Origin of the sequence: Aliikangiella sp. G2MR2-5 (assembly GCF_015687155.1) — a bacterium.
GTDB lineage: Bacteria > Pseudomonadota > Gammaproteobacteria > Enterobacterales > Kangiellaceae > Aliikangiella.
This window is the reverse complement of sequence record NZ_JADPQF010000005.1, coordinates 276,884-293,734: the sequence shown is the minus strand read 5'-3', so window position 1 is coordinate 293,734 and position 16,851 is coordinate 276,884. Positions and strand designations below refer to the sequence as shown.

General features: G+C 41.5%; 11 protein-coding genes. 8 read left to right on the top strand and 3 right to left on the bottom strand.

Going from position 1 to position 16,851, the window contains the following annotated elements:
- Window position 1 precedes the first annotated feature (1 nt).
- Complete coding sequence (locus IYN84_RS16590) at window positions 2–2,296, top strand: xanthine dehydrogenase family protein molybdopterin-binding subunit (protein WP_196140368.1); 2,295 nt, start codon at window positions 2–4, stop codon at window positions 2,294–2,296.
- Between the two features lie 131 nt (window positions 2,297–2,427).
- On the opposite strand, the gene IYN84_RS16585 is transcribed toward IYN84_RS16590, so the two are convergent.
- A complete protein-coding gene (locus IYN84_RS16585; RefSeq protein ID WP_196140367.1) occupies window positions 2,428–4,839 on the bottom strand; it encodes a TonB-dependent receptor in 2,412 nt (803 codons plus the stop codon).
- A 232-nt stretch (window positions 4,840–5,071) separates the two neighbouring features.
- Entirely contained in the window at window positions 5,072–5,731 is a 660-nt protein-coding gene (locus tag IYN84_RS16580) for a TetR/AcrR family transcriptional regulator (RefSeq protein WP_196140366.1), read from the bottom strand.
- 302 nt (window positions 5,732–6,033) lie between these two features.
- On the opposite strand from IYN84_RS16580, the gene IYN84_RS16575 reads away from it, so the two are divergent.
- Window positions 6,034–6,966 (top strand): DMT family transporter, encoded by a 933-nt coding sequence (locus IYN84_RS16575; protein WP_196140365.1) that lies wholly within the window; start codon window positions 6,034–6,036, stop codon window positions 6,964–6,966.
- Here IYN84_RS16575 and IYN84_RS16570 read toward each other — a convergent pair.
- A complete protein-coding gene (locus tag IYN84_RS16570) occupies window positions 6,963–7,424 on the bottom strand; it encodes an EVE domain-containing protein (protein ID WP_196140364.1) in 462 nt (153 codons plus the stop codon). The two genes, IYN84_RS16575 and IYN84_RS16570, sit on opposite strands and share 4 nt — an antisense overlap.
- Window positions 7,425–7,936: 512 nt before the next feature.
- Between IYN84_RS16570 and IYN84_RS16565 the strand changes: the two genes are divergently transcribed.
- From IYN84_RS16565 to IYN84_RS16540, 6 genes are all read left to right on the top strand, one after another.
- Entirely contained in the window at window positions 7,937–8,131 is a 195-nt protein-coding gene (locus IYN84_RS16565) for a hypothetical protein (protein WP_196140363.1), read from the top strand.
- A 108-nt stretch (window positions 8,132–8,239) separates the two neighbouring features.
- Window positions 8,240–10,735, top strand: coding sequence for a bifunctional aspartate kinase/homoserine dehydrogenase I (gene thrA, locus IYN84_RS16560; protein ID WP_196140362.1), 2,496 nt, complete (start codon window positions 8,240–8,242; stop codon window positions 10,733–10,735).
- 69 nt (window positions 10,736–10,804) lie between these two features.
- Entirely contained in the window at window positions 10,805–11,761 is a 957-nt protein-coding gene (thrB, locus tag IYN84_RS16555) for a homoserine kinase (RefSeq protein WP_196140361.1), read from the top strand.
- A gap of 90 nt (window positions 11,762–11,851) precedes the next feature.
- Complete coding sequence (thrC, locus tag IYN84_RS16550; protein WP_196140360.1) at window positions 11,852–13,135, top strand: threonine synthase; 1,284 nt, start codon at window positions 11,852–11,854, stop codon at window positions 13,133–13,135.
- Window positions 13,136–13,399: 264 nt separating this feature from the next.
- Window positions 13,400–14,629, top strand: a complete 1,230-nt coding sequence (gene nhaA / locus IYN84_RS16545; RefSeq protein WP_210330627.1) for a Na+/H+ antiporter NhaA — start codon at window positions 13,400–13,402, stop codon at window positions 14,627–14,629.
- A 121-nt stretch (window positions 14,630–14,750) separates the two neighbouring features.
- Complete coding sequence (locus IYN84_RS16540; protein WP_196140359.1) at window positions 14,751–16,820, top strand: diguanylate cyclase; 2,070 nt, start codon at window positions 14,751–14,753, stop codon at window positions 16,818–16,820.
- Window positions 16,821–16,851 lie beyond the last annotated feature (31 nt).

Genomic DNA, 16,851 nt, shown 5'->3' with positions numbered 1-16,851 from the left:
CATGAAAGATACCCAGTCTCCTGAACTTATCCAGCCACTCGAAATTGAAAATGTCAGTCGCCGTCGTTTTTTGAGTAATGCAGGGATCGCCAGCGGAAGTTTTGTACTGGGTGTCCAACTATCACCGGCAATTGCTTCCGTTGAAAACCAAACAGATGAAGTAAAAACATCAGACAACTTCTCTCCTGATGTTTTTGTTTCCATTGAACCGGATGGACAAGTAAAAATAATTTGTCACCGAAGTGAAATGGGGCAAGGCGTGCGCAGCACTTTGCCGCTGCTAGTGGCTGATGAAATGGATGCCGACTGGTCACGAGTGACGGTAGAACAAGCAATCGGCGATCAAAAATATGGTAGTCAAAATACCGATGGCTCGCGAAGTGTCAGAAAAAACTATTTGAAGCTTAAACAAGCCGGGGCGATTGCAAAAACAATGCTAACCCAGGCGGCAGCTATAGCCTGGAAAGTGAAGCCCACCAGTGTAGAGATAAAGCAGCATAAAGCTCTGTTAAAAGGCAGCAACCAAGCTCTTGATTTTGGCCAACTGGTAAAAGTCGCTGCAACGCTACAGGTTCCGGCAAGAGACCAGCTCCAGCTTAAAAATGAAAATGAACAAGTCTATATTGGAAAAGAAGATATTAAACTGTTAGATGGAGAACTGATCACACAAGGACAGACGACTTTCGGGTTTGATGTTGACTTTGAAGGATTAAAAGTTGCGGTTATCGCAAGACCACCGGTGGTATTCGGTAAAGTAAAATCATTCGATGCCAGCGAAACCATGAAAGTTCCCGGTGTAATTAAGGTCGTTGAGTTGCCTGCACTCACTCCACCCGCAGCCTTTAAAATGCTCGGCGGTATTGCGGTAATCGCCGAACATACTTATGCGGCAATCAAGGGAAGAGAAAAACTGAAAATCGAGTGGGAGCATGGAACTAACCAGAATCATCAGACTCAAGCCCACGAACAAGTGTTTAGGGAAGCGTTAAAAAAGCCTTCAACAGTAGTCCGAAAACGAGGAGACTATTCTTCAGCAGAAAAATCTGCAAGCAAAACCTTTGAAGCTGATTACTATGTCCCCGGACTTGCTCACGCAACTATGGAGCCTCCAGCAGCAACCGCCAGAATAAAAGATGAGAAGGTCGAAGTGTGGGCTTGCACCCAAACCCCACAATCAGCTCAGGCCAATGTCATGCGAACGCTTAACTTTCCGCAAGAAAAGATTGGCAATATAGAAGTAAACGTTACCTTGCTTGGCGGAGGCTTTGGCCGAAAATCAAAGCCTGACTATGTCGCAGAAGCGGCGTATCTGGCCGACGAAAGCAAAATGCCGATAAAAGTATTGTGGACTCGAGAAGATGAACTTCAACACGGCTACTATCACTCTCCAAGTTACCAAAAATTGGCGGCAACTTTTGATCAAAATAAAAAAGTGACTGGCTGGCATCACAGCATGGTCAATCACCCAATAGGCTCCACTTTTAATCCGGCAGCGAAAACCGCTGGAAGTGCGGACCTTGGCCAGGGCGACATGATGTTTGATATCCCGAATATTCTGGTAGATCTTGGAGATACTGAAACTTTCTATCGTATTGGCTGGGTACGCTCTGTCACCAATATCAATAATGCTTTTGCAGCCGGCTCCTTTGCTGATGAACTCGCACATGAAGCGGGTAAAGATCCAAAAGACTTCTTGCTCGAACTCATAGGAAAAGATCAAGCCGTTGATTTCAGTAAGGATGATTACAAATATGGAAATTATGGCGAAGACATTAATCAGTACCCAGCCAGTACTGCGCGTCTTAAAAATGTTATCAACCTGGTTGCGGAAAAGTCAGGTTGGGGTAAAAAACTGCCTGAAGGGCGAGCTATGGGAATAGCAGCGCATCGCAGCTTTTTGAGTTATGTTGCGACTGTTGTAGAAGTTTCAGTAAATAAAGGACGAATTAAAATTGAAGCAATTCACAGCGCTGTAGATGTAGGTAAAGTTCTCAATCCCGATCGCGTTCGTTCGCAAATGGAGGGAGCAGCAATTTTTGCGGCATCTTTGGCGTTATATGGAGAAATAACGGCTGAAAACGGACAAATACAACAGAGCAACTTTCATGACTATCCTTTGGCAAGAATGACTGATATTCCGGAAATTCAAACTCACATTGTGAAAAGTAGCGAATTACCAACAGGCATTGGTGAACCGGGTGTTCCGCCATTTGCGCCAGCGCTTTGTAATGCGATTTTTGCAGCAACCGGTAAAAGATATCGGAGATTACCGTTAAAGCAATTTGGGATTGTATAGCTTTTTAAAGTGTTCAATTTTCCAAGCCCACACGTATGAATTAGAAAGCCCCAATTATCGGGGCTTTCAAAATGCAAGTTAACCAAGATTATTACTGTAATTTGAACGTCCTGTTCAAATTTTGAATCAATCTAAAAATACATTTTAAAGTCAATACCTGCTGTCATTGGTTCTGCGCGTGAAGCAGTAGGTGAACCAATTGCTTCCCCCTGACCACCGATATCATACAGATATTCTTCATCTCCAAGGTTTTTACCCCAGATAGAAATCTCCCAGCTGGCGTCATTTGGATAGTAACTAATACGCGCATTTTGAAGACTATAATCTTCAATATGACGGCTTATATCAGCCCCTGTGTGATCAACTCGGTCATCGGTAAAATTTTGGTGGTATCTAAATGCCAGAGTTCCAGAACTCCCCATATCCAGATTGTAATCCAGAATCATGTTCCATTTATTTTCTGGAATAGAAGATAAGGGCTCCCCAGTAACATCATCAGCTGCTGTTTCACCAGGAAACTGTGCATAGTCATAGCGAGTGTATTCTGTTTCTACGTGACCATAATTAGCTGTGATTGCAAAATTGTCTGTCGCTTGCCAGCGAAAATCAATATCGTAGCCATTGCCTTCTGCATCAGCATTACCAATATTGTATGTTGGAATTGTACCATCTGGGCCAGTGAGCTTTAGGATCTGTAGATCGTCGTAGGAATAATCAAACACTGCGACATTAAAAATCAAATTATTATCTAACCAGCTGGACTTAAAACCAATTTCATTGTTAAGTACATTTTCAGCATCAAATGCTGGGTCAACACCAAGACTATTAAAACCACCCGATTTAAATCCTTTAGCACTACTCAGGTAGACCATCACATTGTCAGAAAAGTTGTAATCCATCACAAATCGTGGAGTCCATGCATCCCAGGAAGCTTGCTGTTGTTCTCCTTTAAACTCATCGAAAAAAACCAGACCAAAAGGAACAGAATCAACACCAGGAACAGGAATGATAAATGAGTTATCCCAGCTTGTTGTTACCGCGAAATTTTTCTTGTCATGGGTATATCTGAGCCCAAAAGTTAAATTAAATTTGTCTGTCACTTCGTAGGTGAAATCACCATAAAAAGCGACACTTGTGTAAGTTCCGTCATCAAAGGTTGTTTCCAACCAGTCTCGATTTAAGTTAGCCGCAACCGTCATATCTAATATCGTTTGTGACGGAATACCACTGAGGATGGAGAGTAGCTCCAGCTGGTCAGAAAACTGACTTCCAAAAAAGCCAGTTAAACCGCCACCGAGAGGTAAGGAAGGAATTATTTCCGCCGGTGCACCACCAGCAAGATAGAAAAAAGTATCCAGAGTATTGGTATTAACAAAAACTTCATGCGCCTGCTTTGCCCTTTCCCAGGAGTATGTCGCACCTACCGTCCAATGGAGAGGCTCGTCGGTGGTTGAAGATAGCCTTAACTCGTGGCTGACCTGCTCCTGCTCTTCGTTATTTTTGGTGTGAAACATGAAGCGATCACTAGCACTACCATCTTCTTCTTCCAGACTCGCGGAATCAAAAGTCCGATAAGCTCCCATGTAAGTCAGCACGTAATCTTTGTAATCAGAAATTATCTCTACTGATGCCCCCCACATATCACGTTCTTCCAACGAATCAATGTCGGTAGCTACAGGGCCAAAAGGATCAACAGGAAGCGGCGCAATGGCTGGATTAATTGTTGCTGTAATAGGAGCATCTTGCGCAGTTGTATCGAAATCCAGTCGGAATAACACTTCGGTATCATCACTGTAATCCCAGAGTAGAGCAGCTCTGACAGATTGGTTATCGATATTACGTAAATCATCTCGACCATCAGCCACCGGGATAAAACCATCCCGAGTAACTGAACTGATACTGGTTCTAAAATACCAGTCCTCGGCAACTTCAGCATTGTAGACTCCGTTAACCTGGACCAGATTATAGTTACCTGCGGTTAGCCCCAGCTCTCCACTGGTCCCCTTTTCGGGCTTCTTGGTGATTACATGTAAAGCACCAGCAGCGGCATTACGACCGAATAAAGTTCCTTGTGGTCCCTTTAGCACCTCTACCCTTTCAACATCATTGAAGTTGGCCTGAGAAGCACCACCTCGACCCACATAGACACCGTCAACATAAACGGCTACTGCCGGATCAGAACCAACCCCGAAGTCATTGGAAGCAATTCCGCGAATATTATAGGTGGGTTGAGTAAAGCTAACATTATTAGACTCAAATCCAGGGGTCATCTCTCCTAGGTCACTAAGATTTAATGCCGCCATGTTTTTTAGCTCTTCTTCCTGAAACAGGCTCAAAGCAATCGGTACTTCCTGCGGATTTTGTTCCCGGTGCTGTGCGGTTACCACTATTTTATGTTCTTTAGTTTCGCTTGCCTCGTCATCGGCTTCATCCTGTGCAAGGCTAATACTGGAAAACAGCAAGGTTGATACGGCAATCGCAACCCTGCTCGGTGAAAACAGACGTCTTGATTCCTTGAAATTGAAAGGCGTGAGATGAGTCATGAACTCCCCCTTGAATGTAATTATTGTTAGTTGGCCAGAAGGATTCCCTATTTACCGGCATAGTGTGCGCTGGCTCCAGCGCTAGTCAATGCTTGTGGTACAACCACCATGATCTGGTACGAAAGTACCTGTTAGAGATATTCTTGTCAAATGTTGTTCAAAGGAAATCGACGATTCGTCCTGATCTATTATTGTTTTTCAATTAATATCATAAGGTTAGATTATTTTGAGGTTAAAGGATTCTCTTAAAAAAACGGGCTATTGTAATCTTGGCTTCTTTTTCGCAAACGTATCTGGCTAGTAAACTGTGCTCAAGAAACAGGATCAATCCCATCAGCTCCCGGCTATCAGACTCGGGATTTTCTGACTTTAAAGCTCGGAAAAACTCTTCTATTGCTTTGAGCTGCTGTAGTTCCATAGAGTTAACCAGATTCGCCATCTGTTCATTTCTGATTGACTCATTACGGAAGGCTCTTTCAATGATCCTGTCATCGCGATTGGCAACCTGCGCTTGAATATGCTGGAAAATTAAATCTGTTAATACTTGGCTAACATCGAGTTTGCCAGTTTTAACTGGTGACTCTTCTCTCAAAGAACTGATAAACTGATTCCCCTGACTCTCTAGTGCTTGCAACTGATAAATATTTCTCTCGTAAAAATCGAGAAAGGCATCATGTAAAAGAGCGTGTATATCCGGGAAATAGTATGTAGTGGCAGCAAGTGGAACATCGGCTTCTTCAGCAACAGCTCTGTGTTTTACTCCTTGTACGCCCTGTCGAATAATAATCTGATGAGCAGCGTCCAAAATCTTGCGTCGACGAGCTTTTCCATCTGCTCGACTCGGAAGTCGTCCACGATAGGCTGCATTAACCGAATCAAGTATACTGGTCATGTTCTCCACTAAAACAACCTACCTTATAAATAAGCTTTTGTCCCATGAAATAATAAAAACAAAATCTAACTGATTTGCTTCTCCAAAATATCACCTCTGCCTGTGAACCACAAGCCAGCTAATTTTTGCGGATAATACTTCTCGCCTGAGCAACTTTATTCTATTATAGAATTTCAAATCGATTTTTTTAGTATTTTCAGCTACCTTTGCATTTAACACGATTTCGATCTGGCACCAGAATAATTCCCGACTTATTCGGCGACATAGCGACACAGTAAGCTCTTAACAATACGACAACGATTATGCAAAATATTTTATTATTCGCAGTTTCTTCACTGATCTGGGGCTCCACCTGGCTAATGATTACATTCCAGCTAGGTAAAGTTGCACCTATCGTCTCCGTCGCTTACCGATTCGGACTTGCTAGCCTGATTTTGTTGGTGTTCTGTTTTTTCACCAAAAGAAAGTTTAATTACAAGAAAAGCGATCAACTGCTGATATTGATGCAAGGGCTTTTGCTTTTCGGCTTCAATTACTGGTTTACTTACCTGGCAATTGAAAATATAACCAGCGCACTAGCTGCAATCCTTAGCACCAGCATTGTCTATTTCAATGTAGTTTTCTCAAGAATTTTTCTGGGCGACCCTATTAAGAAAGAGGTTCTATTCGGAGCAACTCTGGGAGTTGTGGGAATTATTCTCATATTTATGCCCGAAATACAGTTAAATGAAGGCCAAAGTGAGCAAGCAATCCAGGATACCTGGAAGGGAATCAGTTTGCTTCTTATCGGAAGTTTGTTTGCGTCACTAGGAAATATTGTGTCCGCTAAAGCGCAACGTCGAAAAATTCCGGTAATTCAAACCAACGCTTTGAGCATGGGCTATGCGGCCATGTTGATTGCTCTAATCGCATTTATCACCGGAGCTGAGTTCAACTTTGATACTTCCTTTTCGTATATAGGTTCACTGGTGTACCTGGCACTATTTGGTTCTGTACTGGCATTTGGCGCATTTCTGACATTATTAGGTAGAATTGGTCCGGACAAAGCTGGTTATGTCACACTCGTCTTTCCCGTTATAGCAATGGTGCTCTCTACCTTTTTCGAAAGCTATCACTGGACGAGCGAAGGAATTATTGGACTGTTGTTAATTCTTCTGGGTAACTTAATCGCTATGGGAAAGCTCAATAAACTACCACTCGTCAACAAGGTTTTGTCAGCAAAAGTAGCAGATTAGTCGCTTCTTCCAAGCGAACATATCTTCTCGAACTCATCTTTTGTTACTGGTTGAACAGAAAGCCTTCCTTGTTTGACCAGAACCATATCTTTTAATATTGATTCCTGTTTAATTTGTTTAAGACTAACCAAGCTGGAAAACTTTTCGACAAACTTTACATCCATAACGTACCAACGGGGACTTCCGCTCTCAGCTTTAGGATCAAAATATTTATGCGATTTTTCAAACTGATAAGGACAGGGATACCCTGCTTTTGAAATCTCACCCACGCCAGCAACACCAACATTTTTGCAGCTGGAGTGATAAATAAGCACTCTATCATTCAGCTCTATTTGATCTCTGATAATATTGCGCGCCTGATAGTTTCTAATACCCTCCCAAATCTCGGCTCCAGCTTTATTTTGAAGATCGTCAATAGAAAATTCTTCAGGCTCTGTCTTTAGTAGCCAGTAGTTCATTGATATCGCCTTTTCATTACATTAGTCATCCAGATATCCAATTTATCCAAATTGCTCCACATTATAACTACAAGCTATTTGGCAATATGATTGAAGTCCTATAACCTGCCTGAATCATTTAGACGGCTAAACATCTATTTGCTACTTTTAGTTATATTGGCACTCTGTTCGAACTGATATCTTAGTGATATTCAATTCTTAATGGTATTGAAAACTCAGCAGTGCTCGAATCAAGTTAGTACTGGAGTCAGGTAGTACAGGATTAAAAATCGTACCTGGATATAAGTCTTACTGGATATAAGTCTTAATTGACCACTTAGTTGTTTAGTTGAACGATTGAACTAAAAGTGAACAAATAAGTAATTAATGCCAGAATAGTTTCCAAATTTAGGAATTAGATTACTATAATAAATGATAATCAAAAAATTATTATAATTAAATTAAGTATTTAGCAATATTTCACAGAGCATTATCTTAAAGTCAAGAAACGACCTTAAGATCAGGTAAAATCAATGGTTAAGTTTTTGCAGCAAATATCTTCGAAAAGTGTCGCTTTTGATGGCAATTCGCCTTCCATCATTAGCTGGCGGTTTGCTGCAAAACCGGAGAATAATTCGTTCGAAGATTTAAACTCTTCGATTGCGGCAACTATTACCGGCACCACCATGATTACCGGAACGACTATTGGTCGAACCGTCACTGGCTAATGCGCTGAATAGTAAAAAGCAAAAGCCCGTGACTCGACAAGACTCACGGGCTTTTTTGTTTATAGAGTAAAAATTTGGTCAATATGGGGCAATAAGAAGAGACACATAATGAAAGTATTAAAGTTTGGCGGGTCATCTCTTGCGAACGCAGCATGTTTTGAACGCGTATCTGAAATTATCTTAACTAACGCTGAGGCCGCTTCAATAGCGACAGTAGTATCTGCTCCGCAAGGGATTACTAATGATCTGGTAGCTTTAACACAGCACCTTAATAGTTCCTTAATACAAAATAGCAAGGATTGTGACCTCGCAGAGACTTCTGACGTAGAAAGCACACTACGAACAATCGAAAGAAAATTGTCAGATATTCTCGCCAATATAATCGCGCGAAACAAAGCATTGGATAAGAACTCTCTTTGTGCAGAGCTAGAAAACCTGATTGTTCGCTTGAATCAATTGACCAAAGGAGCCCAATTACTTTCTCACTGCCCGGAGTCAACTAGCGCGCAAATATTAAGTACTGGTGAAAAATTCAGCGTTGCGATGCTCAATGGCTTTTTATCAGCCAAAGCTGAAAGTGTTTCTTTAATAGACCCTGAAAAGTTTTTGACAACTGACGCTCGCTCCGCAGAACCTGTTGCCGATCTTAAACAATCTAAACGTCTTTTTAAGGCACATTATTCTGGTCTTCAAAGCCTGGCTATTATGCCGGGCTTTTTTGGCGTCAAGCCTAATGGAGAAACGACAACGCTGGGCAGAAATGGGTCCGATTATTCGGCAGCAGTCCTTGCGGTATGTCTGGATGCACAAGCCTGCGAAATTTGGACCGATGTCGATGGTGTTTACAATGCAGATCCAAGGCTGGTCAATCAAGTTCAATTGATTGAACAGATGTCATATCATGAAGCAATGGAGCTTTCCTATTTTGGTGCCAAGGTACTTCATCCAAAAACAATTTCTCCGTTAGCTCAGTCAGATATACCTTGTTGGATCAAAAACACTCACTCTCCTCAAGCCGCTGGTACGCTAATCTCAAACAGCTCAAATGGAGCAGAGTCAGTCAAAGCCATTTCCAATCTGTCGGATGTGGCCATGATTAATGTTTCCGGACCAGGAATGAAAGGTATGGTAGGAATGGCTGCAAGAGTCTTTTCTACCATCAGTCAAGCTGATATTTCAGTCATTATGATCAGTCAATCATCAGCCGAGTACTGCATTAGTTTTTGTGTTCCAGGAAACGAAGCTGATGCCGCGTTAGATTGCTTAAATCAGGCTTTTGAACTAGAAATCAAAAATGAACTTTTAGAACCAATATCGGTGAGGAAAAACCTTGCCATAGTGACGTTAGTTGGAGATCGCATGCAACAACAAAAAGGCATTGCCGCGAAATTTTTTAAGGCGCTATCACAGGCAAAAGTCAATATCATCGCTATTGCTCAGGATTCATCTGAACGTAGTATATCTGCCGTGATTCGAGATGAAAGAACAGATGATGCGGTTAGAACTTGCCATCAAAATCTCTTTATTAAAAGACCAAGTATCGACGCCATACTTATTGGCTGTGGTACTGTAGGAAAAGAGTTATTGAATCAGATAAAAAAGCAGCAACCAAGACTGGTGGATGAAAATATTGCTTTGAACCTGGTTGGCCTTGCAAATAGTAGAAAGCTTCTTCTTGAGAAAAACGGCATTGACCTGCAAACCTGGGAGACAGCTCTGGAAAGTGCATCTCAGTCATTTAGCCTTGACGCTATCAACCAGTTTGTTTCTGACGCTAACCTAAATAACCCGGTCATTATCGACTGCACTAGCAATGATGATATTGCCAAGCAATACAAAGATTACCTGGAAAGCGGATACCATGTTGTTACAGCAAATAAGAAAGCCAACACAGCAGAAATTTCCTATTATCGAGAGCTACGTGAAATAGCCGAACAGAAACAAAGAAGGTTTCTTTACGAAACCAATGTGGGGGCTGGATTACCGGTCATTGACAACCTCCAGGGACTGCTGAGGGCCGGAGACAAGCTGAAACAGTTTGAAGGAATACTTTCAGGCTCATTATCTTATATCTTTGGAGAACTACACAAAGGCCTGTCTTTATCCGAAGCCACACTCAAGGCCAAAGAACTCGGTTATACTGAGCCTAATCCGGCAGAAGACCTGAGCGGTCTGGATGTAGCTCGTAAGGTGCTGGTAATTGCGCGGGAAGCGGGGCTAGAATTGGAGCTCTCGGATATAGAATTAGAACCCGTAGTACCCGAAGAACTTGCAGCTTTAACTGACGGAGAAGAGTTTGTCGCTCGCTTGCCAGAATTTGATGAAGCATTCCAGCAAAGGATTGACCAGGCGGAAAAAGATAATAAGGTCCTGCGTTATATTGCTTGTATCGAGAACGATTGTTGCAAGGTAAGCATACAAGCTGTCGATACAAGCCATCCACTATATAGTGTTGCCGAGGGAGAAAATGCATTAGCGCTGCATACATTGTATTACCAGCCTAAACCCTATGTTATTAGAGGCTATGGTGCAGGTGCTGCCGTTACCGCCGCAGGTTTGTTTGGCGACATGCTTAGAACTCTTTCTTGGGATCTGGAGCACTAATAAGAAATTGGTCACTTTTATATCTATGTGTAGCGAAATTGATTTGAATATAACAACCAGGAAAAATTGATGTCTGTTTCAGTCTTTGCACCTATCTCGATCGGAAATGTTAGTGTCGGATTTGATACACTCGGCCTATGTTTATCACCGGTTGATGGTCAACTAGTTGGTGACATTGTTCGAGTTGAGAAATTGTTGAAAACTGATGCTAATTCCGATCAGTTTATTCTGACCGGAACTCACGCAGATAAATTGCCTCAGGACACAAAAGAAAACATTGTCTGGAAGTGTATTGTGGCATTTAATACCGCTCTTGCTCAACTTGGAAGAGAACCTCTGTTAATCAAAGTAACGCTGGAAAAAAATATCCCTGTTAGCAGCGGTCTGGGGTCTAGCGCTTGCTCGGTAGTCGCCGCCTTTGTCGCTCTCAATCAGTTCTACCAACTCCCTTTTAGCGAAATTAAGTTACTAAAAATGATGGGCGAACTTGAAGCTCAGATCAGTGGTAGTCTGCACTATGACAATGTAGCTCCCTGCTTTCTCGGTGGCTTGCAACTAATGTTGAACGACGAAAATAAAATCACCCAGAAACTGCCTACGTTCGATGATTGTTTCTGGGTAATCGCCTATCCAGATGTCGAAGTAAGCACCAAAGCTGCTCGAGAAATACTTCCAGCTCAATACGAACGTAAAACACTTATTGAGTTCGGCCAAAACCTGGCAGGTTTTGTTGACGCCTGCTATCGTCAGGACAAGGAGCAGGCATTTTCATTGCTCAAAGATGTTGTCGCCGAACCTTACCGTAAAAGTTTACTTCCTAATTTTGAAAAAAGTATTTTGGAACTAAAGCAGCTGGGAAGCCTGGCGTCCGGAATTTCAGGATCTGGTCCTACACTTTTTACCGTTTTCGACGATCGCGAGTCCGCCACAAAAGCAAAAGACTGGTTGACTGAAAACTATTTACAATCGGAGGCAGGATTTGTTCATATCTGCCAGGTTGACCATCAAGGTGCAAGAAAGTGCTAAACAAAATGCTATTGCCTCTCACTAAAAATAGCGAGCAGAGTAAATAGTCAAAAGATGATGTAAATTATTTAATACAGCATAGGCAAACAAGTGAAACTCTATAATCTTAAGGACAACTCTCAAATTGTCGATTTTAAAACCGCTGTTCGGACAGGTTTAGGAAGAAATCAGGGACTTTTTTTTCCAAAGAAAATTCCGCAACTGACGAACATCGAACAAATTCTAAAACTCTCGCCACACCAGAGATACTTTGAAATACTGAAGAATTTTGTTTCGGAAAATATGGACGATAGTACGTTAAAAATGGTCATCGATAAGACCTTTCGTTTTCCAGCCAAACTGGAAAAAGTCAGTACTCAAAACTACTGTTTGGAACTTTTTCATGGTCCAACTTTAGCGTTTAAAGATTTTGGTGCGAACTTTATGGCTAATTGTCTGCAAGAATTTGCTAGTGAACAGCCTATCACAATTCTCACTGCAACCTCGGGAGATACTGGTGCCGCAGTTGCCCATGCATTTCACGGACTGAAAGATATCCGGGTAGTGGTCCTTTTTCCAAAAGGGAAGATTTCAGAACTCCAACAAAAAATGTTTACTACTTTGGGTGATAATATTCATACGGTAGCGGTAGAAGGAGACTTTGATGATTGCCAGCAGTTAGTAAAACAAAGCTTCGACGATGCATCTTTCGTTGAACAAATTGGCTTGAACTCAGCAAATTCCATTAATATTAGCCGATTGTTAGCTCAGGTTTGCTATTACTTCGACGCGTTTACTCAACTGCCGGAAGATAAAAGGAATTCAGTTGTTGTCAGCGTACCAAGCGGCAACTTTGGTAATCTATGCGCAGGTATCATTGCTAAAACCCTGGGATTACCGATTAAACGCTTTATTGCTTCAACAAACTTGAACGATACAGTACCACGTTATCTACAAAGCGGAGAATGGTCTCCCAATGAGACAATAGCAACAATATCCAATGCAATGGACGTTAGTCGACCAAATAACTGGCCTCGAATAGAGTACTTAATGCAATCAGACCAGTTTGATCGTAAAGATCTGACAGGTACAGCCGTTTCTGAAGAAGATACGCGTGATAGTTTAAGGAGTCTTTATCAATCAGGTTATATTAGCGAGCCTCATGCTGCTGTTGCTTTTAAGGCGTTAGCAGACTCTCTGGTCGACGACGAAATCGGCATTTTCCTTGGTACAGCCCATCCGGCGAAATTCAAATCGACAGTCGAGGAAACACTGGAAATAGCACTTCCCTTACCAGAAGCTCTGGAAAGCTGTGCGACCAAGGAAGACCTTTCAGTGCAATTGCAAGCTAACTTTGAACAACTGAAGTCACATATTCTGGGTCTAAGTGTGTAGCCAGAAGCATGACCAGCACCTTCTCCATTCGGAGACAGACAACACTTTATCTGCTATAACTTACTTGCTCCCTCTCAGTTTTATTTGAAAGAGGGAGTATAACTTTTGTCAACAGACAGGACCTTGCCTCTCCTTTTCAGTAAGCTGTCATAAAATCAATTTATTTTTTGAAAACGGGAATATTATGTAATCACGCTCGTTAGACTATGCTTATAACCTACCCCATCTTAAGTTCCAGACAAAGAGGTAATGAATTAAAAAACTATGACCAAACAAGACCTATCCCCGGAAAACTTGTTAAATTCGCCGGTTATCCAGCAACCTTTGCGCTCGCTTGAGTCATTTTTCCAGAAGGAATCATCAGGCGGTATCCTCCTGATGATTGCCACATTGCTCGCACTTGTCCTAAAAAACTCAAACTTAATCGATGAGTATGAAGCATTTCTGCATTTACCTGTTGAAATAAGAATTAGCGAACTACAAATTGATAAGCCCCTGATTCTATGGATAAACGATGGCCTGATGGCAATATTCTTTTTCCTCATAGGTCTTGAAGTGAAGCGAGAAATAATGGAAGGGGAGCTTTCATCGATGGCTCAGATTACCCTGCCGGGTTTTGCTGCTATAGGAGGAATGCTGGTCCCGGCTCTGGTCTATACCTTTTTTAATCAGGGCGATGAGTTTGCGATGAGAGGCTGGGCGATACCAACAGCAACTGACATTGCCTTTGCTCTGGGAATATTGAGCCTGCTTGGCAATAGAGTACCAATTTCTCTAAAAATGTTTCTAATGGCGTTGGCAATTATCGATGATCTGGGTGCCATCGTCATCATTGCGCTATTCTATACAGAAGATCTTTCTACAGTATCTCTTTCTGTTTCGCTTGCGTCGTTAGCAGCACTAGTTGTGTTAAATTATTTAAACGTTGCCAGGAGAAGCTTGTATATTGCCATCGGGATTATCCTCTGGGTTAGCGTATTAAAGTCTGGTGTTCATGCGACCCTCGCAGGTGTTGCTCTAGCATTTACCATTCCGTTAACAAGCAAAGATAGTGTCGGTAATGAATTCTCTATGCTTAAACATACCGAGCACCAGTTACATAGCTGGGTTGCCTATTTAATCCTTCCCCTGTTTGCATTTGTGAATGCAGGTGTAGACTTAAAAGGGTTATCGGTTGATGCAATGTTAAAAGAGGTTCCGCTTGGCGTTTTTCTTGGATTATTTGTTGGTAAACAACTTGGTGTTTTTGGATTCAGCTGGCTTGCGATCAAGTTAAAATTGGCAAAATTGCCGGAAAGGTCGAACTGGCCGATGCTATATGCAGTGAGCATTTTGACGGGAATAGGCTTTACAATGAGTTTATTTGTAAACAGTCTCGCTTTTGGTGACACCAACGCTTTTCAGTCAGGTGAAAAGCTTGCGATAATTTTATCCTCTTTCATTTCCGGACTTTCCGGCTATCTTCTACTCCGCTATTGTACAAGCGACAAATAGCTTAAATCTCTGCCCCGAATCACGGGGCAGTGCAAGCTAAATCACCAATGAGCTCTCAGCGAAATCTTCGAAGATAGGCTATTCTATATATTAGCTGTTTTATCGTTAACGCTCTAAAAATGTGTCTAAATCCCAAAATCAATCTTCAATAGCTAAATTCGAAATTACGACCGGGCTCAGCCAGAGAGTAAAGTTATTCTTTATTCTTAATGTTTTATTATCTTTTTTTCTTTATAGCGCTTCACTACAACCCTCTGAAGCACCGTCTGATAGCATCTACTACTCAAAGAATGAAAAGCTCATAGAATCAATCGCTCAGATAAACGAAGGCAGTCGCCAGACTATTTTAGAAGAGCTGGCCAAAATAGAAACATCGATTCTGGACTCAAACGTCAATGATATTGCTTACTATTTTGGTTATCGCTGCTATCTGCACGCATTTTCAAATCAATTTGATGGCATTATCAAAAGCATTGAGTTCATGGAAAACTTTGCACTTACTCAACCTGATAAGACGGCGCTAGTTGCTTCGATATCATTTTGCCGGGCGTGGCAGGCATACCAAAAGGGAGACCAGCCCAAATATGAGCTATTAATTGAAAAGTCCTACAACCAGATAATTGGCTCTTCTTCAGCAATACTTAACTACTGGATCAGCACGACATTCTCTTCGATTGCACAAAGTAGCTCTCGTCATTCCGAATCAATTGAGGCTATGCAGAATGCGCTTTCTATCGCTCAAAATAATAATGACCAATTTCGCATGGCCACCGCTTTTAAAGTACTAGCTTTGTCTGAAGCGGCTCTTGGTTATACCGAAGATGCTCTTCAACTGAACCAGCGCGCAATAGATTATCATCTGAGCACCGATAACAAATCACAGGTACTCGAACTGTATCAGAATCGCGGCTATATCTTGATTGGCGCGGACAAAATTGAGCAAGCTTCGAATATCTACCAAAAAGCAATACTGCTTGCACAAACGATTAAAAACCAATATGCGATTCATAGTATTTATACTAACTTGTCTGCAATAGAGCATCGTAAACAAAATTATGAAAAAGCGGTAGCTTATGCAGTAGAAACATTAAATTATGCCAATCAGAATAATTTTCAGGAACTAGCCGCATATGCTCGCTCGTTAATTGCTGTTAGCCTCGCTTATAAAAACAACCTTGAAACCGCTGAAGAATATTTTTCCTCAGCCAATCACTATTTTCATGAACATAATAAACTCGATGCTTTATCGGACAACTTTGATAGCTGGGCTGAAGCAATGGCTCAGATAGGTGACTATAAGAGAGCATACCTCGCCCATGTCGAATATAAAAAGCTGTCTGACAAGATATTTAACTCAGAGCGTGAAGGCAAAATGCTTCGCTTAAAAACTTTGTATAAACTCTCCGAAAAAGACCGGGAAATTGAAGCTCTGGCAGAAAGAAATCGAAGAAACGAAATAGAAATCAAAAACCAGCAACTGCAAGAAAAAATCTGGTGGCTAAGCTCAATTATCGTTTTGCTACTACTTTCACTGTTTATTTTCATGTACAGAAAAGCAAGAGCCTATAGTAGAAAGCTTGTTTATGAAAACAAGGAGCTGGATAGACAACGCTATATCGATCCGCTAACCCAAATTTACAACAGAAGATTTTTCGACCAGAGAGTGACAGAAAAAATCAAACAAAATTCAAATCTCGACTATTGCATTTTCATTCTTGATATTGACCATTTTAAATCGATTAATGATACCTGGGGGCATTCGGTCGGCGATATGATACTGGTGGAGTTTTCCAATCGAATAAATAGCATTATTAGAGAAAGCGATACCCTAGTACGTATGGGTGGTGAGGAGTTTTTACTGATTACCGAAAGTATGGGTGTAGAACAGGATAAAGTAATCGCACGAAAAATACTTAAGACTATTGCTGACAAAATTTTTGAAATCAATTCCGAGTTGATTTCAGTAACCACCTCGATAGGTTGCATTCAACTCCAAAAATCACGCCACTCCATTCAAATTACTGAAACACTGGAGCTAGCTGATCAAGCTCTATACAAAGCAAAAAAGGAAGGTCGAAATCGCGCTATCTATATACAGTTATTAAAATCACTAGAAGGTTTGACTAATCTGGAATCCGCGATACAGATGAATCAGGTAGCAACATGCTCTTTGCGATCCAAAGAAAGCTAAAAATACTATTTTAAATCTGTTCATCTAATGA

Coding starts and splice junctions, on each gene's coding strand:
- IYN84_RS16590 (WP_196140368.1), top strand. CDS start 2: ATGAAAGATACCCAGTCTCCTGAACTTATCCAGCCACTCGAAATTGAA.
- IYN84_RS16585 (WP_196140367.1), bottom strand. CDS start 4,839: ATGACTCATCTCACGCCTTTCAATTTCAAGGAATCAAGACGTCTGTTT.
- IYN84_RS16580 (WP_196140366.1), bottom strand. CDS start 5,731: ATGACCAGTATACTTGATTCGGTTAATGCAGCCTATCGTGGACGACTT.
- IYN84_RS16575 (WP_196140365.1), top strand. CDS start 6,034: ATGCAAAATATTTTATTATTCGCAGTTTCTTCACTGATCTGGGGCTCC.
- IYN84_RS16570 (WP_196140364.1), bottom strand. CDS start 7,424: ATGAACTACTGGCTACTAAAGACAGAGCCTGAAGAATTTTCTATTGAC.
- IYN84_RS16565 (WP_196140363.1), top strand. CDS start 7,937: ATGGTTAAGTTTTTGCAGCAAATATCTTCGAAAAGTGTCGCTTTTGAT.
- thrA (WP_196140362.1), top strand. CDS start 8,240: ATGAAAGTATTAAAGTTTGGCGGGTCATCTCTTGCGAACGCAGCATGT.
- thrB (WP_196140361.1), top strand. CDS start 10,805: ATGTCTGTTTCAGTCTTTGCACCTATCTCGATCGGAAATGTTAGTGTC.
- nhaA (WP_210330627.1), top strand. CDS start 13,400: ATGACCAAACAAGACCTATCCCCGGAAAACTTGTTAAATTCGCCGGTT.